Origin of the sequence: Metabacillus kandeliae, assembly GCF_021166585.1 — a bacterium.
In the GTDB taxonomy this organism is placed as follows: domain Bacteria; phylum Bacillota; class Bacilli; order Bacillales; family Bacillaceae; genus Metabacillus_B; species Metabacillus_B kandeliae.
In genome coordinates this window covers 58,826-83,904 of the sequence record NZ_JAJOZE010000010.1, presented here as the reverse complement: position 1 = coordinate 83,904, position 25,079 = coordinate 58,826, and the positions used below count along the sequence as shown (strand labels likewise).

At 43.8% G+C, this 25,079-nt stretch carries 30 protein-coding genes and 1 pseudogene; 24 read left to right on the top strand and 7 right to left on the bottom strand.

All coding sequences use genetic code 11. The features are described from left to right. Positions 1–110: 110 nt before the first annotated feature. Entirely contained in the window at positions 111–929 is an 819-nt protein-coding gene (locus LRR81_RS17050; RefSeq protein ID WP_231790599.1) for a sugar nucleotide-binding protein, read from the bottom strand. 243 nt (positions 930–1,172) lie between these two features. Then, a complete protein-coding gene (locus LRR81_RS17045) occupies positions 1,173–1,988 on the bottom strand; it encodes a GNAT family N-acetyltransferase (RefSeq protein WP_231790598.1) in 816 nt (271 codons plus the stop codon). A gap of 133 nt (positions 1,989–2,121) precedes the next feature. On the opposite strand from LRR81_RS17045, the gene LRR81_RS17040 reads away from it, so the two are divergent. The 3 genes from LRR81_RS17040 (at position 2,122) to cysI (ending at position 6,151) form a co-directional block, all read left to right on the top strand. Beyond that, a complete protein-coding gene (locus tag LRR81_RS17040) occupies positions 2,122–2,310 on the top strand; it encodes a hypothetical protein (RefSeq protein WP_231790597.1) in 189 nt (62 codons plus the stop codon). Positions 2,311–2,595: 285 nt separating this feature from the next. Next, the gene (locus LRR81_RS17035; RefSeq protein WP_231790596.1) at positions 2,596–4,410 is read left to right on the top strand and encodes an assimilatory sulfite reductase (NADPH) flavoprotein subunit; all 1,815 of its coding nucleotides are present in this window, start codon (positions 2,596–2,598) and stop codon (positions 4,408–4,410) included. Positions 4,411–4,432: 22 nt separating this feature from the next. Then, a complete protein-coding gene (cysI, locus tag LRR81_RS17030) occupies positions 4,433–6,151 on the top strand; it encodes an assimilatory sulfite reductase (NADPH) hemoprotein subunit (protein ID WP_231790595.1) in 1,719 nt (572 codons plus the stop codon). A 231-nt stretch (positions 6,152–6,382) separates the two neighbouring features. On the opposite strand, the gene LRR81_RS17025 is transcribed toward cysI, so the two are convergent. Then, on the bottom strand, positions 6,383–7,153 hold the full coding sequence (locus tag LRR81_RS17025; protein ID WP_231790594.1) for a CAP domain-containing protein: 771 nt from the start codon (positions 7,151–7,153) through the stop codon (positions 6,383–6,385). An 87-nt stretch (positions 7,154–7,240) separates the two neighbouring features. Continuing rightward, positions 7,241–8,134, bottom strand: a complete 894-nt coding sequence (locus LRR81_RS17020) for a LysR family transcriptional regulator (protein ID WP_231790593.1) — start codon at positions 8,132–8,134, stop codon at positions 7,241–7,243. A gap of 117 nt (positions 8,135–8,251) precedes the next feature. Here LRR81_RS17020 and LRR81_RS17015 point away from each other — a divergent pair, with 117 nt between their 5' ends. The 10 genes and pseudogenes from LRR81_RS17015 (at position 8,252) to LRR81_RS16970 (ending at position 14,176) form a co-directional block, all read left to right on the top strand. Then, entirely contained in the window at positions 8,252–8,803 is a 552-nt protein-coding gene (locus LRR81_RS17015) for a flavodoxin family protein (RefSeq protein WP_231790592.1), read from the top strand. A gap of 233 nt (positions 8,804–9,036) precedes the next feature. Continuing rightward, a complete protein-coding gene (locus LRR81_RS17010) occupies positions 9,037–9,603 on the top strand; it encodes a class I SAM-dependent methyltransferase (protein WP_231790591.1) in 567 nt (188 codons plus the stop codon). Positions 9,604–9,766: 163 nt separating this feature from the next. Continuing rightward, positions 9,767–10,030, top strand: a complete 264-nt coding sequence (locus LRR81_RS17005; RefSeq protein WP_231790590.1) for a metal-sensitive transcriptional regulator — start codon at positions 9,767–9,769, stop codon at positions 10,028–10,030. Positions 10,031–10,139: 109 nt separating this feature from the next. Next, complete coding sequence (locus LRR81_RS17000; protein ID WP_231790589.1) at positions 10,140–10,619, top strand: DsrE/DsrF/DrsH-like family protein; 480 nt, start codon at positions 10,140–10,142, stop codon at positions 10,617–10,619. 27 nt (positions 10,620–10,646) lie between these two features. Continuing rightward, positions 10,647–11,005: pseudogene (locus tag LRR81_RS16995) on the top strand (rhodanese-like domain-containing protein). A gap of 27 nt (positions 11,006–11,032) precedes the next feature. Continuing rightward, a complete protein-coding gene (locus LRR81_RS16990; protein ID WP_231790588.1) occupies positions 11,033–11,329 on the top strand; it encodes a rhodanese-like domain-containing protein in 297 nt (98 codons plus the stop codon). Positions 11,330–11,357: 28 nt separating this feature from the next. Next, positions 11,358–11,933 carry a sulfurtransferase TusA family protein gene (locus LRR81_RS16985; RefSeq protein WP_231790587.1) on the top strand — a complete coding sequence of 192 codons (576 nt, stop codon included), beginning with the start codon at positions 11,358–11,360 and terminating at the stop codon, positions 11,931–11,933. A 39-nt stretch (positions 11,934–11,972) separates the two neighbouring features. Beyond that, a complete protein-coding gene (locus tag LRR81_RS16980) occupies positions 11,973–13,100 on the top strand; it encodes an MBL fold metallo-hydrolase (RefSeq protein ID WP_231790586.1) in 1,128 nt (375 codons plus the stop codon). A gap of 22 nt (positions 13,101–13,122) precedes the next feature. Continuing rightward, the gene (locus LRR81_RS16975) at positions 13,123–13,350 is read left to right on the top strand and encodes a sulfurtransferase TusA family protein (protein WP_231790585.1); all 228 of its coding nucleotides are present in this window, start codon (positions 13,123–13,125) and stop codon (positions 13,348–13,350) included. 49 nt (positions 13,351–13,399) lie between these two features. After that, complete coding sequence (locus LRR81_RS16970; RefSeq protein ID WP_231790584.1) at positions 13,400–14,176, top strand: sulfite exporter TauE/SafE family protein; 777 nt, start codon at positions 13,400–13,402, stop codon at positions 14,174–14,176. A 96-nt stretch (positions 14,177–14,272) separates the two neighbouring features. Here the strand turns inward: LRR81_RS16970 and LRR81_RS16965 are convergent, their stop codons facing one another. Then, positions 14,273–14,947 (bottom strand): GGDEF domain-containing protein, encoded by a 675-nt coding sequence (locus LRR81_RS16965; RefSeq protein WP_231790583.1) that lies wholly within the window; start codon positions 14,945–14,947, stop codon positions 14,273–14,275. A 176-nt stretch (positions 14,948–15,123) separates the two neighbouring features. Between LRR81_RS16965 and LRR81_RS16960 the strand changes: the two genes are divergently transcribed. From LRR81_RS16960 to cotJC, 3 genes are read left to right on the top strand one after another with little or no spacing between them, the layout of a single operon-like run. Then, positions 15,124–15,363 (top strand): spore coat associated protein CotJA, encoded by a 240-nt coding sequence (locus tag LRR81_RS16960; RefSeq protein ID WP_231790582.1) that lies wholly within the window; start codon positions 15,124–15,126, stop codon positions 15,361–15,363. A 2-nt stretch (positions 15,364–15,365) separates the two neighbouring features. After that, the gene (locus LRR81_RS16955; RefSeq protein ID WP_231790581.1) at positions 15,366–15,629 is read left to right on the top strand and encodes a spore coat protein CotJB; all 264 of its coding nucleotides are present in this window, start codon (positions 15,366–15,368) and stop codon (positions 15,627–15,629) included. A 24-nt stretch (positions 15,630–15,653) separates the two neighbouring features. Next, positions 15,654–16,223, top strand: a complete 570-nt coding sequence (cotJC, locus tag LRR81_RS16950; RefSeq protein ID WP_231790580.1) for a spore coat protein CotJC — start codon at positions 15,654–15,656, stop codon at positions 16,221–16,223. A 61-nt stretch (positions 16,224–16,284) separates the two neighbouring features. Here cotJC and LRR81_RS16945 read toward each other — a convergent pair whose 3' ends face one another. Continuing rightward, the gene (locus tag LRR81_RS16945) at positions 16,285–16,620 is read right to left on the bottom strand and encodes a cyclic-phosphate processing receiver domain-containing protein (protein WP_231790579.1); all 336 of its coding nucleotides are present in this window, start codon (positions 16,618–16,620) and stop codon (positions 16,285–16,287) included. Between the two features lie 184 nt (positions 16,621–16,804). Here LRR81_RS16945 and LRR81_RS16940 point away from each other — a divergent pair, with 184 nt between their 5' ends. The 7 genes from LRR81_RS16940 (at position 16,805) to LRR81_RS16910 (ending at position 21,985) form a co-directional block, all read left to right on the top strand. Beyond that, positions 16,805–17,128: a YbjQ family protein gene (locus LRR81_RS16940; protein ID WP_231790578.1), complete on the top strand. Its 324-nt coding sequence runs from the start codon at positions 16,805–16,807 to the stop codon at positions 17,126–17,128. A 1-nt stretch (position 17,129) separates the two neighbouring features. Next, on the top strand, positions 17,130–17,357 hold the full coding sequence (locus LRR81_RS16935) for a hypothetical protein (RefSeq protein ID WP_231790577.1): 228 nt from the start codon (positions 17,130–17,132) through the stop codon (positions 17,355–17,357). 165 nt (positions 17,358–17,522) lie between these two features. After that, entirely contained in the window at positions 17,523–18,392 is an 870-nt protein-coding gene (locus LRR81_RS16930; protein ID WP_231790576.1) for a cation diffusion facilitator family transporter, read from the top strand. 88 nt (positions 18,393–18,480) lie between these two features. Next, positions 18,481–18,786 carry an antibiotic biosynthesis monooxygenase family protein gene (locus LRR81_RS16925; protein WP_231790575.1) on the top strand — a complete coding sequence of 102 codons (306 nt, stop codon included), beginning with the start codon at positions 18,481–18,483 and terminating at the stop codon, positions 18,784–18,786. After that, positions 18,783–19,133: a hypothetical protein gene (locus LRR81_RS16920; RefSeq protein ID WP_231790574.1), complete on the top strand. Its 351-nt coding sequence runs from the start codon at positions 18,783–18,785 to the stop codon at positions 19,131–19,133. The genes LRR81_RS16925 and LRR81_RS16920 overlap by 4 nt, the downstream gene beginning before the upstream one ends. A gap of 144 nt (positions 19,134–19,277) precedes the next feature. Next, positions 19,278–20,525, top strand: a complete 1,248-nt coding sequence (locus LRR81_RS16915) for a methyl-accepting chemotaxis protein (protein ID WP_231790573.1) — start codon at positions 19,278–19,280, stop codon at positions 20,523–20,525. Between the two features lie 224 nt (positions 20,526–20,749). Further along, positions 20,750–21,985 carry a C40 family peptidase gene (locus LRR81_RS16910; protein ID WP_231790572.1) on the top strand — a complete coding sequence of 412 codons (1,236 nt, stop codon included), beginning with the start codon at positions 20,750–20,752 and terminating at the stop codon, positions 21,983–21,985. 397 nt (positions 21,986–22,382) lie between these two features. Here LRR81_RS16910 and LRR81_RS16905 read toward each other — a convergent pair whose 3' ends face one another. Beyond that, the gene (locus tag LRR81_RS16905) at positions 22,383–24,023 is read right to left on the bottom strand and encodes a choice-of-anchor I family protein (RefSeq protein ID WP_231790571.1); all 1,641 of its coding nucleotides are present in this window, start codon (positions 24,021–24,023) and stop codon (positions 22,383–22,385) included. 458 nt (positions 24,024–24,481) lie between these two features. Between LRR81_RS16905 and LRR81_RS16900 the strand changes: the two genes are divergently transcribed. After that, complete coding sequence (locus LRR81_RS16900) at positions 24,482–25,054, top strand: TetR/AcrR family transcriptional regulator (RefSeq protein WP_231790570.1); 573 nt, start codon at positions 24,482–24,484, stop codon at positions 25,052–25,054. The last annotated feature ends 25 nt before the right edge of the window (positions 25,055–25,079 follow it).

The window sequence follows — 25,079 nt, the reverse complement described above, 5'->3', positions numbered from 1 at the left end:
AGATAGTTAAGAATTAATTTAGCATCATTTACGCATACCTTCATTCGAGAAATGAACCGTAAAAAAGAAAAGCTTTACCCTCTGAAAAAGTAAATTCAATAAAGACGAGGCTATCTCAATAGGAAAGAAATAATATCACTATTCTTGCTTTGTAGAGAGTCTGGCAGATCATCACGAGTTGATTTCAATGCAAAATATCGTGTGTCCGCATTATCTTGAAAAAGCCTATACCGTAATATGGCCTTTTCACTTGCAAGTGAACTTATGATCTCTTCATAGAATTGTGCCTCAGTCATCATATCCGTTGCAACTAAGTGAAATATGCCTTTTAGCTTATTTTTTATGATAAACCTTAGTTGTTTTGCCAACTGTACATCCAAAAGATTACTCTGAAATAAATTACTGTACACATCAATTATTTTATTATTTCTCATGCTTTCTTTGATTAAGTTCCATCTTGGGGAATGCCTTCCCCATATCGCTGGGATACGGATAATCACTGCTCGATCTTCTAACATTTCTTTTAGCAAGTTCTCACAGTCAAGTTTGAAATTTCCATAATCTGATTCGGATATAGGTATGTCTGTTTCTGTGTGTGGTTTAGAAAAGTCGCCATCAAATACATTTGTTGTAGAAAAGAAATACAAACGACTGCTGCTGCTTTGTAATTCAAGTGCCAATTCTTTATGAAACTTGAGTTGATGAGCAAACTCTCCTCTAATGCAAGAAATAACAATGTCGGGTTTAATAGAACGTGTTATTTCTCTCAATTTCTCAATTTGTTGTACTTCCAATTGGAACTGCTTATCATTAGGGAGATTGGTGAACGAAGTAGAATATGTTCCATACAGGTCAAATCCATCTTTAAATTCTTCCAATAAAGCTCTTCCTACAAGACCGCTTGCACCAAGAATAAGTACTTTTTCCATCGCATTATCCTCCATTCAATTACCTCATTTATATGATAAACGAACAACTGCCTAAAAAAGATACGGCATAGTTCCTGAATTTTAAAAAAACGATCTTCAGCTAAATGCTTAGGTAAGCTGAATAAGAAAAAGCTGCCAAAATGGCAGCTGGTACTTTACCTCACTCAAGCACACGTTTACCTTCAATAAGGAGTAAAGCCTTTTATTTATAGCAAAAAGCACCTTTTCACAAGGTGCTTTTTCTTATGCTAACAAATAATAGTCCTGCGAGGAGTAGGCTTGAAATCCGCAAGCTTCATACAGCTTTAAAGCATGAGCATTTTTGGCTTCCACTTCGAGAAAAATCGGATAGCCTTTCTCAGCGGCTGCTAAAATCGCGTTTGTTAGAGCCTTCCGTCCGATCCCTTTGCCCTGATATTCCGGCAAAACGGCAAATCCGTAAACCCATGCTTCCCCTTCATTAAAGGAGAGGCGCATTTTCCCTAGAGTCTTTTTATTCCAATCAATCATATAATGATCGTCAACTGCGAGTATGCGCTCGTTATATGCTCTTGCATCGCTTTCTTCAAAACCGAAGCATTTTACATCAAGCAAAACTTCCATTTCCATGTCTGCTGGCTCTGCAGGCCGCAGCAGCACATCGGGCTGTTTGTGCAGCTCTTTCTCGTGCCATTTCATTTGATATTCAGAGAATGAATAAGAACAGGGGAAAGATTTTAACAATCCTTTTGCACTCTGGGAATTGGCAGGCGCATTGAGCAGGATCCTCTTGTATTGCTTTTCTTCTAACTGCTTTTCAGCCTGTTTAAAAAGGTTTGTGAAGATTCCTTTTCTGCGGTGTTCCGGATGTACCATCCCGCAAAGCTCTGCCTTATGGCCGAATTCATAAATAGCTAAAAAGCCGAGCAATCTCTCCTTTTCATAGAAGAAAAAATCAGTTGTTTCATTTTCCGGACGGGTGCGGAGCATATCCCAATTCAGTTTTAATTCAAAATTCTCTCCTGATTCGCAATCCCGCTGAAGTTCTTTTATATCGACCAATTGTTTCGCTGTCAGCAAATTCGGTTCCTCCTAATATATAGGTATAGGTTAAGAATAGAGCGGTTCTTATGCAGGGTGCAACAACAACTTGTCTAAAAACTGGCAGAATGGTAAACTTTTTAAATTATTACTAACATTGAGGAAATTTCATATGAAGCTCTATAAGCTAAAAGCACCATTCAAAGGATATAACAGAGGAACACAGTTTTACCTGGTTGCCGAATCAGAATTTATCGGGGTGAAAGAGTTTGTTTTGAGAACGAAGGATTTAGCGGACAGGATCTGTGTGAATGAAAAGGAATTTTTAAAGCATTTTTCTTTTTTGAAAGCCAGCTTTTAAGAACTTAAAGGGTGGCTTTTCTTATTTTTTTAAGCTATTTAAAAAAAGAATGTGAAGCCGAAATCAACAGCCTCATTCGAGAGCAGGATATGATGTATTGTGCTCAAAGTATTTAGGTGATCAATCATAAAAAATACTAATCCTTGAAATAACTGAAATTTATTTTACTAATGCCTTTTGTTGCGGTAAAGTAAGAAGTGATAGCTTTAAACCAACTTTATTGATAGGATTTAACAATAATAACTGACTGAAAATTGAGTTTTTATACAATAGCGAGGTGGTAGCGTGAAACTTCAGGTATCAAACAGTCCTTTTAGCCAGGAGCAGGCAGAGCTATTAAACAATCTGCTGCCGGCATTAACGGAAACACAGCGGATTTGGCTCGCCGGTTATTTGGCGGCTTCTTCCTCTTCCGGTGTTTCTGCTGCTCCGGAAGCAGGGGAGGCCGTTTCTCCAGTAAAGGAGGAGGCGGTTTCAAAGGAAGTAACCATATTATACGGCTCACAGACAGGCAATGCGCAGGGGCTTGCAGCGAAAAGCGGCAAGGCTCTTGAAAATAAAGGGTTTCAAGTAAAGGTTTCATCCATGAGCGATTTTAAGCCTAATCAGCTGAAAAAAGTTCAGAACCTGCTGATTGTGGTGAGCACGCACGGTGAAGGGGATCCCCCTGATAATGCTTTAACCTTCCATGAGTTTCTTCATGGAAAGAGGGCTCCGCAGCTTGAGGGGCTCCGTTTCTCTGTTCTGTCTCTTGGCGACAGTTCTTATGAGTTTTTCTGCCAGACAGGCAAAGAGTTTGATCAGCGCCTTGAGGAGCTTGGCGGAACACGTCTTTCCCCTCGCGTAGATTGTGATCTGGATTATGATGAGCCTGCAGATGAATGGCTGCAGGGCGTGATCAGCGGATTAAGCGAATCACAGGCTGGAGGCGGTGGGCAGTCCTCTGTGGCGGCAGCTCCCCAAGAGACAGAAAGTGCCTACAGCAGATCCAATCCGTTTCATGCTGAAATTCTGGAAAGCATCAATTTGAACGGCCGCGGTTCCAATAAGGAAACGACTCATATCGAAATTTCACTGGAAGGTTCCGGCCTCTCTTATGAGCCGGGTGACAGCCTGGGGATTTATCCTGAAAATGACCCTGTACTGGTGGACTTGATTATCAATGAAATGAAATGGCATCCGGAAGAAATCGTGACGGTGAATAAGCAAGGAGATGTGCGTTCTTTAAAAGATGCGCTGACATCCAATTTTGAAATTACCGTGCTGACGAAGCCGCTTCTTGAACAGGCGGCAAAGCTGACAGACAATAATGAACTGAGAGAGCTTTTGTCAGCGGGAAATGAGGGGAAACTAAAAGTATATCTTGAAGGCCGCGACCTCTTGGATATGCTGCAGGATTTCGGACCGTGGGGTGTTTCTCCTCAGGAGATCGTTTCCCTGCTTCGGAAAATTCCCGGACGGCTTTACTCGATTGCGAGCAGCCTGAAGGCCAATCCTGATGAGGTGCACTTAACGATCGGCGCTGTACGCTATGATTCTTACGGACGCGCGAGGAATGGGGTTTGCTCCATTTTATGTGCAGAGCGCCTGCAGCCTGGTGATAAGCTGCCTGTCTATGTGCAGTCCAATCAAAATTTCAAGCTGCCTGCTGATGATGCGCCGATTATTATGATTGGTCCAGGCACAGGAGTTGCACCGTTCCGTTCCTTCCTGCAGGAGCGGGAGGAGACAAGTGCAGAAGGCAAGTCATGGCTTTTCTTCGGCGACCAGCATTTTGTAACGGATTTTCTTTATCAGACAGAATGGCAGAAATGGATCAAAGACGGCGTGCTGACGAAGATGGATGTTGCCTTCTCCCGTGACGGCGAGGAAAAGGTTTATGTGCAGCACCGCATGCTTGAGAAAAGCAAAGAATTGTTCAGCTGGCTTCAGGACGGAGCAGTTGTTTATGTTTGCGGCGATGAAAAAAATATGGCGCATGATGTGCATCATGCCTTGATCGATATTATTGAAAAAGAAGGCGGCATGAACCGCGAACAGGCAGAAAAGTATTTATCTGACCTGCAGCAGGAAAAACGCTACCAGCGGGATGTCTATTGAGAAGTGAAAGGAGTTTTTCATAATGGTAAACCGGAATTTAACTGCGCCAGAAGGCCCGCCGAGTGATGTGGAGCGCATTAAAGAAGAAAGCAAGTACTTGCGCGGCACGCTTTCTGACGTGATGCTGGACCGGATTAGCGCCGGTATTCCTGATGATGATAACCGCCTGATGAAGCATCACGGCAGCTACCTGCAGGATGACAGGGATCTAAGAAATGAGCGCCAAAAGCAGAAGCTTGAGCCTGCATACCAATTTATGCTCCGCGTCCGGATGCCGGGCGGTGTGGCAAAGCCTGACCAATGGCTTGTCATGGATGAACTTGCCGACAAATACGGCAATGGCACGTTAAAAATGACGACTCGCCAAACTTTCCAAATGCATGGGATTTTAAAATGGAACATGAAAAAAACGATTCAGGAAATTCATTCTTCCTTGCTTGATACGATTGCAGCCTGCGGGGATGTTAACCGGAACGTCATGAGTGTATCCAATCCATTTCAGTCTGAGTTCCATACAGAAGTTTATGAATGGTCAAAAAAGCTGAGCGATTATTTGCTGCCGCGGACAAGAGCCTATCATGAAATCTGGCTTGATGAAGAACAGGTAGCTGGAACACCTGATGCAGATGGAATAGAGCCGATGTACGGGCCGCTTTACCTGCCGAGGAAATTCAAAATCGGCATTGCGCTTCCGCCATCAAATGATGTGGATGTCTTTTCACAGGATCTCGGTTTGATTGCCATCGTTGAAGACAATGTGCTGAAGGGCTTTAATATCGCGATCGGCGGAGGAATGGGCATGTCGCATGGCGACACGGCGACATATCCGCAGCTGGCAAAAGTGATCGGCTTTTGCACACCTGATCAAATCCTTGAAGTGGCTGAAAAAATTATCACGATCCAGCGTGATTACGGAAACCGCTCCGTTAGGAAAAATGCCCGCTTTAAGTATACAGTTGACAGACTGGGCCTTGAAAACGTTAAAGCAGAGCTTGAAGACAGACTCGGCTATAGCTTGCAGGACGCAAAGCCGTATCATTTCGACAGTAATGGCGACCGTTATGGATGGGTGCAGGGCGTTAAAGGAAAATGGCATTTTACTCTTTTCGCAGAGGGCGGGCGCATCAAGGATTACGATGAGCTGAAACTAAAAACAGGCCTTCGCGAAATTGCGAAAGTTCATAAAGGCGATTTCCGCCTGACAGCTAATCAAAATTTGATTATCGGCAATGTGTCCTCTCTGCAAAAGAAGAAAATCAATGCCTTGCTTGAGCAATATGGCTTAACAGACGGCAAGCATTTTTCAGCCCTCCGCAGAAGCTCTATGGTCTGTGTCGCGCTTCCAACATGCGGACTTGCCATGGCAGAAGCTGAGCGCTACTTGCCAAGCTTAATCGATAAGATTGAAGAAATTGTTGATGAGAACGGCCTTCGCGATGAAGAAATCACCATTCGCATGACAGGCTGTCCGAACGGCTGCGCACGCCACGCGCTAGGCGAAATCGGCTTTATCGGCAAATCTGTCGGAAAGTACAACATGTATCTCGGCGCTGCGTTTGATGGCAGCCGTCTGAGCAAAATGTACCGTGAAAACATCGGAGAAGAAGAAATCCTGAAAGAACTGCGCGTCCTGCTGGCTTCTTATGCAAAAGAACGCTTGGCAGGCGAGCACTTTGGCGACTATGTCATTCGCGCCGGAGTGGTCAAGGCTACAACAGACGGCACGAATTTCCACGAATAAGTAAATCGCTTAGGGGATGGGTCCTCTAAGCGATTTTTTTGTTGATTGGAGTTCGGTGATACGTATGAGGGGAGTGCTCGATGTAATTGGAGTTCGCCGATATCGGGCTCCCATCCGCCGATATCCGTGCTGACAGCTGCTTGAAAGCGGGGGAGAAGCCTTAAAACGATCCAATAATCGCAAAACCGGCTCTTAGTTAATCCAGGAGCCGGTTTTTGTCTGCACAATTCCTTATTTCCCGATGAACATCTGGGACCAATAATTTCCGTCTTTCGTGTATCCGATGCCGATGTTCGTGAATTCGCTGTTCATAATATTTTCACGATGGCCTTCGCTTTTCATCCATGCATCTACCACTTCTTCTGGTGTTTGCTGGCCTTGAGCTATGTTTTCGCCTGCTGTCTGATAATTTTCTCCGAATCTTTTCATCATTTCAAAGGGAGAACCGTAAGTAGGGCTTGTATGGGAGAAATAATTGTTTTGCTCCATATCATCCGATTTTTCTTGAGCTACATTGGCTAGAGAAGAATCTGCTGCTAATGGCTGCAGGCCATTCTTTTTTCTTTCGGCATTGGTTAACTCGATGACGCGTTTTTCAAAGGAGCCCATTTCTTCCCCTTGCGGCTGCTGCTGAGGAGTTTGCTGCCCGCTGTTTGGCTGCTGCTCCGGTGCAGTCCCTGTTCCAGGCTGCTGGTTTTGATAAGGAACCTCGCTGTAGCCTGAAGAAAGGGGATCCTGGCCGCCGGGAAGTACGGCGTTTGGAGCCTGCCCATCCATGTTTCCTGCTTGATTGACTTTTTTGTAATTAATCTGTCCTGCTTTGCTGCTTGGCAGATCGGTATGATAGCCTGTTTTTTCAGCTGTGATGACGCCATTATTCACTTTTTTCAGCTTCTGATTTCCTAACTGGCCATTGCGTGCTTCATTTCCCATCGTGCAGCCGGAAAGAAGGCCGCCTATAAGCAGAACCAGGGCAAGCTTTGAGCCAAAATGATTTTTCATTGTCTTTTCCTCCAATATCATCCTTTATGAACACCATATAGTGTGCCTGATGGGAGAAAAAGAATGTTTGGAAAAAAGAAGCAATCGCTAGGCTTGGCTTAGGGTGTTTACTGTTAAATCAATAAACCCTTTTAAAGGCGGTGTCATCCATTTATCCTTATGCCAGGCAAGATGGGTGAAGATCGGCGGAATGCTGTGAACCCAGTTTAATTCAGCCATATTTCCATGCCGGATGTCTTCTTCCACTACCATAACTGGAAGTGCAGCAATGCCTAGCCCGGCAATGACGCATTGCTTGATCGCTTCAATGCTGACAAATTCAAACTTATTCAGCAGGTATACGTTTGCTTCCGTGCAGGAATTTTCTAAAAGGGTGCGATAAGAACAGCCTGTTTCTGTCAGAAGCAGTGTTTCCTGCTGAAGGTCCTGGGGACGGACTTCCGCCTTTCCTGCCAGAGGATGTTCCGGTGCAGCGACGAGCTTAATTTTTTCCTGTATTAAAGGCGTGATCTTGAGTGCATCTTCCGGCTTTGTCACGTCCATAATAAAAGCAGCATCAAGCATGCCTTTCATGAGCTGCTCCCTTGCAAGTTCGTCAGAATGGGCAGGCTTGAAAATGAGTTTCACATTCGGGTATTGCCGCTTGAATTCTTTTAAGATAGGCGGCAGCCGGTAAGTGCACTGGCTTTCCTGCGCTCCAATAACAAGCGTTCCAGCAGGCTCTTCGTTTCCGCTGATCGCATTTTTGGCTTCTTCCTGAAGGCTGATCATCTTGTTGGCATAAATGATAAATTCTTTTCCTGCCTCTGCCAGGGTGAGCCGTTTTCCTAAACGCTCAAAAAGAGGTTTGCCGAGCTCTTCTTCAAGCGATTTGATCTGAGCTGTGACACTTGATTGGGCAAAATTCAGGATATGCGCGGTTTTAGTAAAATTAAGCGTTTCAGCAGCCGTGCGAAAAGTTACCAGCTGTTTATGATCCATGGTATGATTCTCCCTTAATCGAAATTACCGATCAAAAAGATCGAAATAATCCGTTTTCCTGATTTCTAAAGGTAGTATACGCTATAGATGACTAACAGGCAAAAGGAGAAGATAATGATGAGTATCGCCATTATTTATGGAGGCACCAGGCCGGATGGAAACGCAGAAACGCTTGCCGAATTTGCCGTAAAAGATCTTCCGGCAGACAAAATTTATTTAAGAGACTATAACATACAGCCGATCAATGATCAGCGCCATGACCCGGAAGGCTTTCAAGCGATAGATGACGACTGCGAATCCGTCATCAGCAGGATGATGGAGCATGATATTTTGATTTTTTCCACCCCGATTTACTGGTACAGCATGACAGGGACGATGAAAAACTTTATTGATAGATGGTCCCAGTCTATGAGAGATCTGAAACGTCCTGATTTTCTGAAAAAACTCTCTGAGAAGAAAGCGTACGTCATAGCTGTCGGAGGAGATGCTCCTCGTATAAAAGGACTTCCGCTTATTCAGCAGTTTCACTATATTTTCGATTTTACCGGTGTTTCCTTTGAAGGCTATATTTTAGGCGAAGGAAACAAGCCTGGTGATATAAAGGAAGACTTAACAGCATTAGGGGCAGCGCACCAATTGTATGAGACATTGAAAAAGTGGAATGCTTGAGCTGAAAATAAGGAGAGGAAAGGCACCTCTTCTTTTTTGTGCTCATTCACCTCAGAGATCATAAACGAAAGCATTTCCTCTCCACCCCTGAACTTCTTTTCTCTCTATATAATGAACTAAATAGTTGCATTATTTTACAATTTTTACAGCTGTTTTTTATGTAATTTCTGCATGTTAAGAAGCAAAAGGAAAAGGGTAATTTTTGTATAGATATAAAAAGGGAGGAATCATTCATGGATGAAAAACAATTTAATCCTGAGAAAGCAGACAAGCTGCTCAGTGCGGAAAGAGAGCAGTGGCTTCCGGTGGAAGAGGTGCTGAAAAACCTTGCCATCGAAAAACATGAGCACCTCGCAGATTTTGGTGCAGGCAACGGTTATTTTGCAGTGCCAATGGCTAAAAAAACGTCTGGTAAAGTTTACGCTGCAGACATTGAACTTACGATGCTGAACATGCTGAGACAGCGGGCAGAGGAAGAAAATCTGCAAAATATCTCTTACCTTGAAAGCGATCTTAATAGGGTGAATCTTCCGGACAGCTCGATTGATAAAGGGCTCGCTTCTTTTGTCCTCCATGAAGTTTCTGACTTAAAGGCCGTGTTGAAGGAACTCACGCGGGTGATCAAGCAGGACGGGAAGCTTTTGATCATTGACTGGGCAAAAGAAGAAACAGAAAGCGGACCGCCGCTTGACCATCGTATTAGCAGCGAAGATATGGAAAACGCGATCAGCGAGCTAGGAATAGAATATCAAACATGCAATATGCCAAAGGGCAGCTACGGATATTTGCTGTCATTATAAAAAGGCAAGCAGAGGGGAAATCATGAAAATGGTTTCCCTTTTTAAATTCTTGTGGTTGACATTATACCCTTAGGGGTATAAGATAATAACCGTTGATGAATAAAACATTTTAGCTAGGGCTGCTTGAGCAATAGATGCAAGAATGATGAAGTGAGGTGAAGGGATGGAATATCCTGCTGGAATGAAAAACAGATTAAAGAGAGCTGTGGGCCAGCTGAACGGAGTTATTAACATGATGGAGGAAAACAAAGACTGCAGAGAAGTCATCACACAGCTTTCTGCCTCCAGATCAGCTATAGACAGGGCAATTGGCCTTGTGGTCAGTTCCAATCTGATTGAATGCGCCAAAAACAGCATTGATAAGGACGGCAGAAATCCAGAAGAGGTTTTGGCAGAAGCCGTTGAGCTTTTAGTGAAGAGCAGGTGAGATGCTGGGTCTAGGGTCTGCATCAGAAATTAAATACCCAGGCGGGTAAAAAGTATTTTTTTAAATATTAATATACCCCACGGGGTAACTCATATTATGGAGGTTTACTATGACAGAAACAAAAAAAACAACAATTGTCCTATTCAGCGGTGATTATGACAAAGCGATGGCAGCTTACATTATCGCAAACGGAGCTGCAGCCTACGACCATGAGGTAACGATTTTCCATACCTTTTGGGGCTTAAATGCGCTTCGTAAAGATGAGAAGGCAAGATTGAAAAAAGGGTTTATGGAAAAAATGTTTGGAAAAATGATGCCAAGAGGGGCAGACAAAATGGGCCTCTCAAAAATGCACTTTGCCGGATTTGGCCCTAAGATGATCAAACAGGTCATGAAAAAGCACAATGCCATGCCGCTTCCTGATTTAATTGAAATGGCACAGGAGCAGGACGTTAAGCTTGTAGCCTGCACAATGACAATGGATCTTCTTGGTCTTCAAAAGGAAGAATTGCTTGAGAACATTGAATATGCAGGTGTGGCGGCTTACCTTGGCGATGCCGAAAAAGGCAATGTAAATCTATTTATTTAAAAACAAAACGGGAGGCGCTGATCTCTTATGACAGTCATTTTATATTTCCTGCTTGCTCTTGTTCTCTTAAGCATTATTCAGAGATTCTTAGGTTCAAAGGGTGTTAAAAATATATCAGCTGCAGAGCTTAAGAAAGAGCTTCAGGATAATAAGAAACAATTTATCGACGTTAGGACTCCTGGCGAGTACAAAGGCAATCATATTAGAGGATTTGTTAACGTACCGCTGAACCAGCTTCCAGAGAAGCTTAGGACCTGTCAAAGGATAAAGAAACAGTAGTCATCTGCCAAAGCGGCATGAGAAGCCAAAAAGCCTGCAGTATTTTGAAAAAACAAGGCTTTACGAACATTACAAATGTGAAAGGCGGCATGAACGCCTGGAGTTAACCAAAAAAAAGAGGAGGATGAGTGAATATGAAACAATTAACAGCAAAAGAAGTAGAACAAAAGCTTAGCAAGGGCGAAAAGCTTAACATCGTGGATGTGAGAGAAGACGAGGAAGTAGCAGCAGGAAAAATTCCCGGTGCCAAGCATATCCCGCTGGGTTCTCTGGAAGAGCGCAAAAATGAACTGAATCCATCTGAGGAACACGTGATGGTTTGCCGTTCAGGCGGGAGAAGCGGCCGTGCTTCAGAATTTTTGGAAGCGAACGGCTGCAAAGTAATCAATATGACAGGCGGAATGCTTGCTTGGGAAGGCAAAACGGAGTAATTCATTCTAAAGGAGGAATTTCACTACCATGGGAAACATTAAAACAGATAAAATATTGGATGCAAAAGGATTGGCATGCCCAATGCCGATTGTGAAAACAAAGAAGGCTATGAAAGACCTTGAAGCAGGGCAGGTCATTGAGGTGCTTGCAACAGACAAAGGCTCTAAAGCGGATATGAAGGCATGGGCTGAGAGTACCGGCCACCATTACCTCGGAACTGTAGAAGAAAGCGATGTGCTGAAGCACTATGTAAGGAAATCCTCAGCTGATGAGGCGATTGAGAAGAAATATTCCATCAAAGCAAGCAATGAAGAATTAATGCAAAAGCTTTCTTCAGGGGAGAAAATTGTGGTGCTTGATGTCAGGGAAGAAGCAGAGTATGCCTTTAATCACATCCCAAATGCAGTGTCTGTTCCGCTTGGAGACCTTGACAGCCGTTTGAAGGAAATCGATCAGGATGCTGACATTTATGTTGTTTGCCGCACAGGCACCCGCAGCGATCTGGCATCTCAAAAGCTGGCAGCTTATGGATTTAAAAAGGTTACGAATGTAGTGCCTGGTATGAGTGAGTGGACAGGTGAAAGCGAAAAGAAACTACATTAAATTTTTTTGAAAAATAATATACCTATGGGGGTAATGAGGATGGCTGTTCATGAAATGACAGCAAAAGAAGCAGCAAGAAAAGTGATGAACAAAGAACCGTTATTTTTACTGGATGTCCGCAACGAAAGCGACTATCAGGACTGGAAAATCGAAGGGCATTCCATTCAGCATTTGAACGTTCCTTATTTTGACCTGCTTGACGGGGTTGAAGAGCTGATGGAACAGATTCCAAAGGAAAAAGAAATCTTAGTAGTATGCGCAAAAGAAGGCTCTTCTGTCATGGTGGCTGAAATGCTGTCAGACGAAGGTCTTGATGTATCGTATTTAAAAGGCGGCATGAAAGCCTGGAGCGAGCATTTGGAACCAGTTAAGATAGGCGACTTAAAGGATGGCGGCGAGCTGTATCAATTCGTTCGTCTTGGAAAAGGATGCCTCTCCTATATGGTGATCTCCAAAGGAGAAGCAGCCATTGTGGATTCTACCAGAATGACCCGTCAATATCTTGATTTTGCAAAGGAAAAAGGAGCCGCTATCAAGCATGTGTTTGATACGCACCTTCATGCTGACCATATTTCCGGCGGAAGAGCCATCGCTGAACAAACAGGCGCTTCCTACTGGCTTCCTCCGAAAGATGCAGAAGAAGTCACATTTTCATACAACAAGCTTGAGGATGGAAACGAAGTGATGATCGGTGAAACAGCCATTAGCATTCAGGCGCTGTATTCACCTGGTCACACCATCGGGTCCACATCCTTTATTATTGATCATCAGTACCTGCTGACAGGCGACATTTTGTTTATTGATTCCATTGGCCGTCCTGACCTAGCCGGAAAAGCAGGGGACTGGGTAACTGACTTAAGGGAATCCCTTTACACTCGCTATAAAGCATTGGCTGCAGATCTTGTTGTTCTGCCGGCACACTTTATGATTATCGATGAGTTAAATGAGGATGGCAGTGTTTCTGAAAAACTCGGAACATTGTTCGCAAAAAACCATGGACTGAATATCGAAGACGAGAAGGAATTTAGAAAATTAGTATCGGAGAACCTGCCGCCTCAGCCGAATGCGTATCAGGAAATCCGTGAAACCAATATGGGTAAAGTCACGCCGGAAGAAGAACAGCAGCGTGAGATGGAAATCGGGCCAAACCGCTGTGCGGTAAGGTAAAACACTAAAGGAGGAAACAAAAATGGAAGCTGTAAAAGTATTGGACGCAAAAGGCCTGGCATGCCCTATGCCAATCGTTAGAACAAAAAAAGCAATGGCTGACCTTGAATCAGGACAGGTGCTTGAAATTCATGCAACAGACAAAGGGGCAAAAAATGACCTGGCAGCATGGGCAGAATCAGGCGGCCATGAACTGGTCAAGCATGAAGAAGATAACGAAGTGTTCAAGTTCTGGATCAAAAAAGGCTGAAAATTGAAGGGAACCTCATGAAGGTTCCCTTTTTTAAGGAGGACAACATATGGATTGGGCTTTTATTGCAACCCTGCTGCTTATTGGCTTTGCCGGTTCCTTTTTATCAGGCATGCTCGGCATTGGCGGGGCCATTATCAACTTTCCGCTTTTGCTGTATGTGCCGGCCTTAGTGGGTGTTGCACACTATACCTCCCACGAAGTCTCTGCAATTACAGCCATTCAAGTATTCTTTGCATCTTTGGGAGGAATTTACGGCTACCGGAATAGCGGCTATTTAAACAAAGGCCTTGTTCTTTATATGGGAATCAGTGTCCTTGCCGGCAGCCTGATTGGAGGTTATGGTTCAGGTTTGCTTCCGGAAAGCGCAATCAGTCTCGTTTATGGTGTACTGGCACTTCTGGCCGTCATCTTAATGTTCATTCCGAAGAAAGGAAAGGAAGATCGGCCGGCAGAAGAAGTGACCTATAATAAAACCATGGCAGTTATCATTTCCTTTGTTATTGGGATTGCAGCAGGTATTGTAGGGGCGGGAGGAGCCTTTCTGCTCGTGCCTGTTATGCTGACTGTTATGAAAATACCGACGCGCATGACCATTGCAACATCGCTGGCCGTCACTTTTCTTTCATCCATCGGATCTGTCTCAGGCAAGGTGCTGACCGGCCAGGTGGAATGGCTGCCGTCTCTCATTATTGTGATCGCCACCCTTATTGCTTCACCGCTTGGAGCCCGGGCTGGAAAGAAGACCAACCCGAAAGTGCTGCAGACCATTTTGGCAGTTCTCATTCTGGCTACGGCAATAAAAATCTGGGCAGGAATATTGTGATTTAGAAAAATAAAGTAAAACCGAATAGCCCGGCAACTTGAAAAACAAAAAGCATCCTGACAACGGATGCTTTTTGTATGCTGATAAAAGGTCATTCTAGCCAATAGAAAGGTCTTTGCTCTCTGCCAGCCGTTCCTTCTTCTCTTTTTTATTCTGATACATATGATCATCTGCGAGCCGGATTAATTCAAATAATTCCAAGTCATACCCTTCATGCACAGCTGAGCCGATAGACAAAGAAACAGGCACATTCATTTCTTCTGCCAGAGCCTTAGTTTTCTCCTCAATGCTGGCAAGAATTTGCTGTAGCTCTTCTTTGCTGCCATACCTTCCGATCACAAGAAATTCATCTCCGCCCCACCTGGAAGCGATGTCTTTTTTATGAATGCTTTTTAAAAGCAAAGAGCCAACCCCGGCAAGCACAAGGTCCCCTTTTACATGCCCATACACATCGTTGATCATTTTAAAGTTATCGCAGTCAATGACAAGAATATAGCAGGCACCTGCTTTGCGGATTCTTGTCTGAAGAATCTTCTTATAATGCCGGGTCACATATCTTCTGTTATATAAATTCGTCAGGACGTCCTTCTCTGAGTAATAAGCCGCTTTGTCGTAATGAAGCCCTGTCCACCACGCAATCGGAAAAAGAATGATATATCCGAGCCAGGAAGCTATATCAATCATATTATAGCGCCAGAAAAAATAGGAGGCAAAAACCGTCTGGATGCCGAGCGTTAAGATAATGGTTGCAATTCTGCCAGTATACTTCATACTGAACCCTCCCTTACATCTAGCGTTCTTTTATACTAGGATATTATACCCAAAATTCTATGAAAAATATCATAAAATATGAAAAAACATGTCTATAACTCTCTGATGAAAAAGGAGTCATGACACAGCGTCAAATACATACATATGAAAAGAGATGCCTGCGGAAGGAGCCCGTTATGCAAAACAACCTCAGCAATCACACAAAAGTGAAGTCATATGTGCCTTTTCACAGTCCGTTCGACCCTTGTCCGCCAATTGGGGAAAAATTTTACCGGACGCCGCCCAATCTGTACTTAGGCTTTCAGCCGCCGAATTTGCCGCAGTTTTCACCAATGGAAGCTCTCCAGAAGGGAACGCTTTGGCCTGTTTTTTATGATTATTATGAAAATCCTTATAAAGACAGGGAGGGGCAGTAAACATGGCTCAAACCCTGCCTAAAGAATATTATGAGGAGCTCGAGAAGATTCAGGCTGTGGATTTTGTCATCGTAGAGCTCACGCTTTATCTTGATACCCATCCCACTGATGAAGGAGCCATTCAGCAATACAACCAGTTTGCCCAGTATTCAAAGAGCCTGAAGCAGCAGTTTGAAGCGAAATTCGGCCCGATTCAGCAGGGCAGCCTGAATTATCAGCAGGATTACTGGACATGGCAAAGCGGCCCATGGCCATGGCAGGTCTAACAGAGTAAAGGGGGGATCACACCATTGTGGACGTATGAGAAAAAGCTTCAATACCCTGTAAAAGTGAGCACCTGCAATCCTACACTGGCGAAGTTCTTGATCGAGCAGTACGGCGGGGCTGACGGCGAATTGGCAGCGGCCCTCAGATACTTGAACCAGCGCTACACCATCCCGGATAAAGTGGTGGGGCTTCTCACTGACATTGGAACAGAGGAGTTTGCACACCTCGAAATGATCGCCACCATGATTTACAAGCTGACAAAGGACGCCACCCCGCAGCAGCTCAGGGATGCAGGACTTGGCGACCATTATGTCAATCATGACAGCGCCCTGTTTTATCACAATGCATCAGGTGTGCCATTCACTGCTTCCTATATACAGGCTAAAGGTGATCCAATCGCCGATCTCTATGAAGATATTGCTGCGGAAGAAAAAGCGAGAGCTACTTATCAATGGATTATTGATCTATCAGATGACCCTGATTTAAATGATTCGCTCCGCTTTTTGCGTGAACGGGAAGTTGTGCATTCCCAGCGGTTCAGGGAAGCTGTTGAAATTTTAAAAGAAGAGCGCGACAGGAAGAAAATCTTTTAATTCTATTAAAAAAGCCCAGCTTGGACGTCCAAGCTGGGCATTACAATACCAGAATCTATGGTTAAGATGTTTGAAACAGCGGTAATGGACGCAAAATCACTTTGATGCAAGCAGGCATTTTGTGATCCCGTTGAGCTTGCTTTAAATAATTAAACATCGCCTTGCCTTTGCCAGCATTTGCTGAATGGATCGTAATTCTTTCAGCAAAGAGCTGGTGCTTCACCATTAAGTTGACAAGCATTGTGCCATTTCTTGTTTTGGAGACCAAGTCATGGTCAAGTGAGAGGTGCTCAATGTGGAAGCTTTTTAAAAGCTTCAAGCAATCATCAATATTCTCAGCAAGGACGTGATCATGAGGACATTTGCGGATATCGTCAAGAAATACGCTAATTCTCATGTTTATCATCCTTATAATTGAGGCTTAAGTTCATTGTAACAGATAACCGGACATATTATAACCCTTTGCCAAGGATAATCCAGAAACCAATAGGGTTATTTCTTCGACAGAGTGTGTTTAAAAAACCTCTTGTATTGTAAAAACATGGGTTATTATAGCGTATAATAAAGCTGGAGGTGGGAAAATGATCGTAGTAACTACTGAAAATGTCCCTGGATACATAGTAGAAGAAGTGAAAGGCCCTGTTTTTGGATTGATTGTCAGAAGCAGAGGTATTGGGGCGGATATTATGGCAAGCTTCAAAGGTCTTGTCGGCGGGGAAATCAAACAATATACAGCCATGCTTGAAGACTCCCGGAAAGAAGCGCTCGACCGTATGATTCAAAACGCCAATGAAATGGGAGCCAATGCCATCATCATGAGCCGCTTTGACTCAGGTGAAGTCGGCACCAACATGAGCGAAATTGTTGCGTACGGCACAGCTGTCACAGTCGTGAAAAAAAACTGATATGATTCTGATTATTGGATTCTACTTGCTTGAGCTTATTGTGCTGATCGGACTTATTTTACTTGGAGTATTTATCTATGATAAGCGGAAAAGAGCCAATGAAGGAAAAGAAGTGCCTCCCGGATTTTTAGAAACAAAAGAAGTGAACATTGATCCGGTGACAAAGGTGAAATCAAGAGTCTATTATAATGAAGCGACGGGTGAGCGGTTTTATAAAGAAATGAAGTAGTTTAAAAGAGTCCTGAGAGGCTCTTTTTTCCTTTTTGCCCTCAAAACCCTTGCCCCTGCCCAAAAAAGTTTCCGCCTCATCAACAACCTGCCTCAGCCAAAAAAGGTTGCTGTAGACCCACTTGGGGCATGCTTGGTAACATAAGGAAAGATTGGGGGAGAGGGTATGGAGGAGCAGTACAAAGGGCTGAAGCTTGGCGAGCGCGGTGCGATTATCAGCATCATTGCTTATTTAGTTCTTTCTGCCTTAAAGCTTGTGATTGGGTATACAGCTGATTCGGAGGCACTGAGAGCAGACGGGCTGAATAATACGACAGATATTATTGCTTCTGTTGCCGTGCTGATCGGGCTCCGCATCTCCCAGAAGCCCGCTGATCAGGATCACCGCTATGGGCACTGGAAAGCCGAGACGGTTGCTTCAATGGTTGCTTCTTTGATTATGATAGGGGTCAGCTTTCAGGTTATTTATGAAGCAGTGATGTCTATTTTTCATTTTGAGAAGCAGTCCCCGGATTTGATGGCTGCCTGGACAGGTATTTTCGCTGCTGCTGTGATGTACGGTGTTTACCGTTACAATAAGCGGCTCGCCAATCAAATCAACAGTCAGGCTGTCATGGCTGCTGCAAAAGATAATTTGTCAGATGCCTGGGTGAGTATCGGGACCGCGGTCGGAATTATCGGTTCCCAATTCGGGATTGCGTGGCTGGATCCCGTAACAGCGCTGATCGTTGGCCTGCTGATTTTAAAAACGGGATGGGACATTTTTAAAGAAACGTTCCTAGGCTTAACGGATGCGTACAGCCAAAAGGATATTGAACAATATAAAAGAACGATCAGCCAAGTCGAGGGCGTAACAGGTGTGAAAAGCATCAAAGGCCGGAAGTACGGCAGCAATTCGATCATCGATGCCGTTATTCTAGTAAGTCCTGCGCTTGGTATTATGGAAGCACATGAAATATCCGATTTGGTTGAAAAAGAGCTGAAGGATAAATATCAAATCTATGATGTGCACGTTCATGTCGAGCCAAATCTTTAGAAGATCTGGAAAAAACCCCTCGTTGTATGGGCAGTAATTTGTATAATACAATAGAGAATAGGTTAAAAGAGGGAGGTTTTTTCAAGACATGTACGTGGTTCATTCAACATTTCTCGTACCTGAAGAGAAATCAGAGGAAGTAATCGGCATCTACAAAAACCGGTCAAAGATGGTTGACCAGTATGAAGGCTTCAAATCTTTTCAGCTTTTGCAGAATGAGAAAAAAGCAGGAGAGCTGACAGTTGAAATTGTATGGGAAACAAAAGAGCATTATATGGCATGGGCGCAGAGCGCTGCCTTTAAAAAAGTGCATGATCACGAAAAAAACTACCCGGATCAGGAGCTCGCTGCCATTATACCTAAAGTGCGGAAATTTCATGTGGTGGCCCTATGAACGAATTTGCCGTCCGAAAAGCTGTTGAAAACATTACAGAAGGCATTTACCGCGATTATCCCGAAATGATGGACAGGTTTGGGGAGCTCGGGAAGAAAAAATGCATAGAAGACAATTACCATCATTTCAGACATTTGGAAACAGCTTATTCAGTAAAAAAAGCAGAGATTTTTACGAAATATGCTGTTTGGCTGAATCATGTGCTGACCTCCAGAGGAATGAAATCGGAGCATCTGATTGATAACTTTGAGCGGATTTATCAGGAACTTGAGCCGATTGAGGCACCTGAAAAGGAAGATTACCAATCCTATTTGGCTGAAGCCATTGAAGTCCTTAAAGCTGAGTGAAGGCCAGCTGACGTTATCAAATAAAAATAGCCGGCATTTTGCCGGCTATTTTTATTGTTAGGAAAAAAGTCGTATATTACTAAAGAAATTGGTGAATTTTGCCGAAATATAAGGTGGTAGTAATATAATCAGGAGGCCACCGGCATGAGCATCAGAAGTAAACTAACACTATTTCTTTCTATTAATTTCTTTGTCCCTTCCTTAGCATTTTGCATCTATTTTTGGATGGCAGCAGATGCGAAATACCACACCCCGATCATCATTCTTTTTATCGTTCTATTTGTTTATACGGTTATTCAAAATTATCTTTTAATCCGTTCTTTAATAAGGCCGTTAAGATTGCTGCGCCAAACAGTTGAAAAAGTGGCTGAAGGGGATCTGACAGCAGAATACAAAGCGGAGAAAAATGATGAATTCGGACAGATTGCCGCAAGCTTTCAAGTGATGGCAGAACACTTAAAATCCATGCTGAATGAAATGGAAGAGAACGGCAAAAATTTCGCTGTTTCTTCAGAAAGCTTGAGCTCCATTTCCCAGCAGACGGCTGCTTCCAGTGAAGAAATCGGCCGTGCCATTGCCGAAATTTCAGCAGGCGCGTCCCAGCAGGCCCTTGATGCTGAACATACAAAGACCGAGACTCATAAGCTTGCCCAGCGGATTGAAACACTTGATGGCATTATTGAAACAATGCACCAGCTGTCAGATAAGGGAATTCAGGCAAATGCAAACGGCATTGAGCAAATGAGCGGATTAAAAGCCGCTTCTGCAGGCTCCAATGAATCTATTGTTCTTGTCAGAAATGTGATGAGCGATCTTGTAAGAAAAATTGAAGAAATCGGCTCTGTTATCGATATGATCAATAACATTTCGGACCAAACGAACCTGCTCGCTTTAAATGCGAGCATCGAAGCAGCTCGTGCAGGAGAAAACGGCAAAGGGTTTGCGGTTGTAGCAGACGAAGTGCGCAAGCTTGCTGAACAGACAGCCAATGCAACGGTGCAGGTAAGACAGACGCTTCAAGGAGTAGAAGACGAAACATTGAAAGCTTCCAAGGCCATCACAGACACTGAGAACCTTGCAAAAGAGCAGGAAAAGTCTGTAGAGGAAACGGACAAAGCCTTTGGAATTATTTCTGAATCTATTGAACAGCTGATCACTTCTATCCGCGGCGTTTCGAATGAAGTAAAAGGCATTAACCGATTAAAGGACAGAGTCACCTCTTCTATTGAAAGCATTAATGCTGTAGCTGAGGAAGCGGCGGCTGCAACGGAACAGGTTACTGCTTCAACAGAAGAACAGATTAAAGCCATAGCTTCTATCTCAGAGTACACCGAAATTTTAAACGAATCAGGAGATAAGCTATCTGATTTAATGACTAAATTTAAAAGATAGTGTAAATGGATGCCAGAATATTGGCATCCTTTTTCCTGTTCATGAGAAAAGGCATGGGAGTTTCCAGCAGCAAGAAACCTGTCAGCCTAATGGCTCTCCTGCAGATAGGAGAATGAAGCCATTGGCACAGAAGCCTAAACATGACAGGATAAAAGGGCGATATAAATAGTGAACTTGTCCTGCTTCTTCCTGCCAAAGACATCTTTAGAAATGGAGTGATCAAATTGACAAAATGGAGAATCGCCCTTATAGCCTTAATGGCTGCTGCCCTCTTTTTTCCTGAGGCCAGATTTGAGCAGGCAAAAGCTGCATCAGCTTCGGCCGGCCAGGTGGTGATGAACGAAGCAGTAAAGTATAAAGGAACATCATACAGCTCTGGCGGCAATACCCCTGCTTCAGGCTTCAACTCAGCAGGCTTTGTTCAATATATCATGAAAAAAGCTGCCAGCATCTCGCTTCCAGGGATTTCAAGCGAACAATACGGCTTCGGCCAGGCTGTGGCGAAGGATTCCCTGCAGCCTGGTGATGTACTGTTCTTTAAGGATACCGCAACAGGCAAGACTTCCACTGCTGGATTTTACGCCGGGAATGGCGAGATGATTTACAGCTCTGTTTCAGAAGGGGTGACAACCGTAAATGTTGAAAAATCAGCCTATTGGAGCAATCGGTACCTCGGCGCCAAACGGATCACCGAAAATCCATCACTTGCAAAAGATAATCCTGTCGTATCAGCTGCGATAGAGCAGCTCGGAGTACCGTACATAGAAGGCGGAAAAACTCCGGCGGGCTTTGACTGTTCAGGATTTACCCAATATGTTTACAGGAAAGCAATGGGCATTTATTTGCCGAGTGCACCTGAGCAGCAATGGGAAACAGGTGAACCGGTAAAGAGTGAAGATATTAGAATCGGCGATCTTGTTTTTTTCCAAAACACCCATCGTCCAGGCATCTCTCATGTGGGCATTTATGCAGGCGAAAATCAGATTCTCAATGCCACACGCATTGGGGGAGCCAACAAAGTAACAGTCAGCTATCTGTCAAACTCGTTTTTACAAGAGAAATATGCCGGTATCAGAAGAGTGTCCGGCTTGAAAATGGATACAAGCAATCCCATTGTAAAAGAGGCAGCGAGCCTGATCGGGACAAAGCAGCACACAGGCGGCATCACTCCTGCAGAAGGATTTGACACAGGAGGCTTTGTCCAATACGCGGTCAAGCATGCCACTGGGATCAGCCTTCCCCGTTATGGAAAGAGCCAGATGAACATGGGCACCTATGTATCTGAAAAAGACTTAAAGCCTGGAGACCTCGTCTTCTTCCAGGGCTCAACCATTGTGCCATCCATCTATGCCGGTAACGGCCAGGTGATCCTGGTGTCAAATACAGATGGTGTATCTGTTGTTAATTACAAATCCAACTTCTATTGGAAAGATAGGTATGTGAAAGCAAAACGTCTGTAAAGTGAAGAGAAAGAGCCCGAAAATGCGTGCTTCCGGGCTCTTTTTCTTCAAAATGACGTGAAATGCATGTGTTTGTTCAATTATTTTCATTTTCAGCAGCAAATTACAGCTCAGAGCGGGTTTTATGTGCGGATTTGAAGGTTTTATATGCGGAATTGAAGATTTTATTTGCAGGTTTTTGAAATTTATATGCGGAATAAAAGAATTTATATGCAGGCTGTCCGCTTCCCATGCGGGATAAAACATTTTTATGCAGGCTGAACAGTTCACTTGCGGGTTGAACTCTTTATATGCAGGCTGAACCCTTTTTATGCAGGCTGAACAGTTTATATGCGGGTTTAGCCATTAAACGTAAAAAGGAGCCTGAGTTTATCCTCAGACCCCGCAAAACCTTCATTTATTTCTTCAAATAACCGGGTATCGCAAGCTGGTCTACAGCTGCTGTTCCGCTTACTTCATTTCCTGAAAGAAGAAGCGGACGCTTTGTAGGGCTGTTTTCTCCGCTGACAAAATCCAGTCCTTCAGGTGCTACATCACCGGCAATTTTGCCTGAGAAGCTTCTTGTGTTGATGTAGTTGGCGAAAACAGGCTTTTCCGGATTAGAGATATCATAGGCCATGATGCCGCCGATGCGTTCAAGGCCGATGAAGGCATATTGCTTGCCGCCTGCTTTACCGACCACTGTGCCTTCAGGCTCTGGTCCTTTTTTTGTGCTGCGTTTGTCCATTGCATCGTCATCATTGGACGAGTTAAAATAGTTAGGGTAGCGCGCAGCTGTAATGTTTTCAAAATCGCTGCCGCTGTCATAAACAAGCTCCATTGTGTCTGCCTTCCAGATCGAGAAGGAGCGGCCGCCTAGTGTGTAAATAGCATCGTTTCCTCTGTCTGTCAAAACCTCCAGCTTGTCATAGGCAGGGTTTTTCTTCATTTCTTCAAAGCTTTTTTCTGCTTCTTCTTTGCTCATGCCTTTAAACAGGCTGCTGTCGAGCTTGATGTCATTCTTCACATCTTTAAAGTCCGCCACATTTTCAAATTCTTCCCACTCTGTTGCGTCCCCTTCATTAGCTGTCAGAAGATAGCTTGTACCATTCACTTCAAATTCAGAAATGCTGTCAGGCATGTAAGAGCCTAGAATTGGCATCGGTTTAATGCCAATTTTGCCGTCCTTTGCAGCATCAAGTCCGTTTTCAGCAAGAGAATGATCTTTAAAGCCAAGGGATTTAACGGACTTCAGCTTAGCTGATTTGACATTGATTTCTGCCACCGCATTATTTTCCTGCAGGGTAACATAAGCTTTTTTGCCATCTTCGCTCAGCGCGATATATTCAGGCTCCAAATCCTTAAGAGCGCCGCCGTCTTTGTTGCGGATCACTACATCAGAATCAATGGCCTTTTCTTTGTCAAACTTCACATGCTCTGTTTTGCCGGATTTAAATTTTACGATCGTTACAGAACCTTCTGGGTCCACGCCGTTTTTCAAACCCATCCTCGGCTCGCCTTCATCTGCTGTTAAAATGTATTTTCCATTTTCCGTCATTTTAATCATGTCAGGCTGAACACCGGCATTGAATGTTTTCAGCACTTTTCCGGAGTAATCCATGACAACGATTTTCCCTGGCTTACTGTAATCTTTTTCTTGTACTGCTGCTACAACAACCTTTTGAGCTGTATTCACATCAACGCTTGTTAAATCGCCATATTGGAACGAAGCCGAGTTCACCGCTTTTGCAATATCAACGGATTTTTCTTTTTCCAGGCTCTGTCCTTTGCTGCCGTTCAGTTTTTTAAGGCTGACAATATCAAGAGTCTGGGTTTTTCCATTCACAAGATAAAACTTTTGATTGTCTTTATTATATTTAATGATTTCTGCTACGCCGCCGTCTTCATCAGAGGCACCTGTTGAATAGCCGGCAATCTTGGAAATATCCATTGTTTTTGGATAGTATTCTTTTGTACTCTCAGCCCCTGCGTGATTCAAAGGGATGAGCAATGAGGCAGCAAACATTGAGGCTGCCATCGATGTTGTCCAAAACTTCATATGTTTTCCTCCTCTTTTATAAACTTACAGTATAAGTGTAGTAGTGGTTTTTGGATAATTGACTAACCTGATGTAAAGTTTCCGTAAAGGAAATATGACAGACACATTATAAGGAAGAAAGAGGGCAAAGGTGGAAAAAGTGAGTGGGAGCAGGATGTAGCCTTTGAGACTGCTGCAGCAAGCTTGTCAGCAAACCGCATTGAGTTTTCAAAGGAATTCCAAAGGAACCGGCTGGAAAAAAAGGAAAGAGTTCCTCCTGTGGGAGCAGCGGGACAGGTGAGACCTAAGCAGGCGCTAAAGCGGATCAGAAACCGCCTGCAGCGGAAATCAGCAGCCAAATTTAACAGAGCCTTTTATTTATTAAAGCAAACCTATTGCAAGCGAAAAAGGAGTATGCTATATTAATACAGTACTTATTGACCAAAATACTCATTTAGTCAGAAGGTGTTAGCAAAATCATGTCAATCGACCGCCGCAAGCTGATTATTGATGCTGCGACAAAGTCATTTTCAATGTTCGGCTACAAGGCTACGACAATGGATCAAGTAGCAAAGCTCGCCAACGTTGGAAAAGGCACCATTTATACGTTTTTTAAAAACAAAGACGAACTGTTTCATGACATTGTATCAGCGATGGTAAAGGAAATGATTCATGAGGCAGATGACGCCATAAGCCCTGACAGAACCTTCGGAGAGAACGTGCACTATGCGCTCTACCGGATCCTGGAGTTCCGCAATGAACACCAGCTGATGCTGAAGCTTCTTCAAGAAGAAAAAGAAATGGGCACACTTGCTGTTCTGGACATGCTCAATCATATTGAGGAAGAGATTATTCATTATCTTAAAGGAAAAATTTCAGCGGCGATGAAAAAAGGAGATATCCGGGAAAATGATCCGGAAATTACGGCATTTCTTCTTCTCAAAACCTATATTGCCTTAGTGTCTGATTGGGAAAGGCGGCATAAACCGCTATCATCGGAAAAAATTGCGGAATTAATGAAATTTTATGTATTGAAAGGATTATCAAAATAGATAGTCCTTCCTTCATGCAGCAAAA

Excerpts from the sequence above, each read along its gene's own strand:
- LRR81_RS17015 (WP_231790592.1), top strand. The coding sequence starts at position 8,252 with ATGAGTATCGCCATTATTTATGGAGGCACCAGGCCGGATGGAAACGCA.
- LRR81_RS17040 (WP_231790597.1), top strand. The coding sequence starts at position 2,122 with ATGAAGCTCTATAAGCTAAAAGCACCATTCAAAGGATATAACAGAGGA.
- LRR81_RS16960 (WP_231790582.1), top strand. The coding sequence starts at position 15,124 with ATGCAAAACAACCTCAGCAATCACACAAAAGTGAAGTCATATGTGCCT.
- LRR81_RS17050 (WP_231790599.1), bottom strand. The coding sequence starts at position 929 with ATGGAAAAAGTACTTATTCTTGGTGCAAGCGGTCTTGTAGGAAGAGCT.
- LRR81_RS16990 (WP_231790588.1), top strand. The coding sequence starts at position 11,033 with ATGAAACAATTAACAGCAAAAGAAGTAGAACAAAAGCTTAGCAAGGGC.
- LRR81_RS16920 (WP_231790574.1), top strand. The coding sequence starts at position 18,783 with ATGAACGAATTTGCCGTCCGAAAAGCTGTTGAAAACATTACAGAAGGC.
- LRR81_RS16940 (WP_231790578.1), top strand. The coding sequence starts at position 16,805 with ATGATCGTAGTAACTACTGAAAATGTCCCTGGATACATAGTAGAAGAA.
- LRR81_RS17005 (WP_231790590.1), top strand. The coding sequence starts at position 9,767 with ATGGAATATCCTGCTGGAATGAAAAACAGATTAAAGAGAGCTGTGGGC.
- LRR81_RS16985 (WP_231790587.1), top strand. The coding sequence starts at position 11,358 with ATGGGAAACATTAAAACAGATAAAATATTGGATGCAAAAGGATTGGCA.
- LRR81_RS17010 (WP_231790591.1), top strand. The coding sequence starts at position 9,037 with ATGGATGAAAAACAATTTAATCCTGAGAAAGCAGACAAGCTGCTCAGT.
- LRR81_RS16945 (WP_231790579.1), bottom strand. The coding sequence starts at position 16,620 with ATGAGAATTAGCGTATTTCTTGACGATATCCGCAAATGTCCTCATGAT.
- LRR81_RS17020 (WP_231790593.1), bottom strand. The coding sequence starts at position 8,134 with ATGGATCATAAACAGCTGGTAACTTTTCGCACGGCTGCTGAAACGCTT.
- LRR81_RS16905 (WP_231790571.1), bottom strand. The coding sequence starts at position 24,023 with ATGAAGTTTTGGACAACATCGATGGCAGCCTCAATGTTTGCTGCCTCA.
- LRR81_RS16915 (WP_231790573.1), top strand. The coding sequence starts at position 19,278 with ATGAGCATCAGAAGTAAACTAACACTATTTCTTTCTATTAATTTCTTT.
- LRR81_RS16925 (WP_231790575.1), top strand. The coding sequence starts at position 18,481 with ATGTACGTGGTTCATTCAACATTTCTCGTACCTGAAGAGAAATCAGAG.
- LRR81_RS16955 (WP_231790581.1), top strand. The coding sequence starts at position 15,366 with ATGGCTCAAACCCTGCCTAAAGAATATTATGAGGAGCTCGAGAAGATT.
- LRR81_RS16935 (WP_231790577.1), top strand. The coding sequence starts at position 17,130 with ATGATTCTGATTATTGGATTCTACTTGCTTGAGCTTATTGTGCTGATC.
- LRR81_RS16900 (WP_231790570.1), top strand. The coding sequence starts at position 24,482 with ATGTCAATCGACCGCCGCAAGCTGATTATTGATGCTGCGACAAAGTCA.
- cysI (WP_231790595.1), top strand. The coding sequence starts at position 4,433 with ATGGTAAACCGGAATTTAACTGCGCCAGAAGGCCCGCCGAGTGATGTG.
- LRR81_RS16980 (WP_231790586.1), top strand. The coding sequence starts at position 11,973 with ATGGCTGTTCATGAAATGACAGCAAAAGAAGCAGCAAGAAAAGTGATG.
- LRR81_RS17025 (WP_231790594.1), bottom strand. The coding sequence starts at position 7,153 with ATGAAAAATCATTTTGGCTCAAAGCTTGCCCTGGTTCTGCTTATAGGC.
- LRR81_RS16965 (WP_231790583.1), bottom strand. The coding sequence starts at position 14,947 with ATGAAGTATACTGGCAGAATTGCAACCATTATCTTAACGCTCGGCATC.
- LRR81_RS16970 (WP_231790584.1), top strand. The coding sequence starts at position 13,400 with ATGGATTGGGCTTTTATTGCAACCCTGCTGCTTATTGGCTTTGCCGGT.
- LRR81_RS17000 (WP_231790589.1), top strand. The coding sequence starts at position 10,140 with ATGACAGAAACAAAAAAAACAACAATTGTCCTATTCAGCGGTGATTAT.
- LRR81_RS16930 (WP_231790576.1), top strand. The coding sequence starts at position 17,523 with ATGGAGGAGCAGTACAAAGGGCTGAAGCTTGGCGAGCGCGGTGCGATT.
- LRR81_RS16975 (WP_231790585.1), top strand. The coding sequence starts at position 13,123 with ATGGAAGCTGTAAAAGTATTGGACGCAAAAGGCCTGGCATGCCCTATG.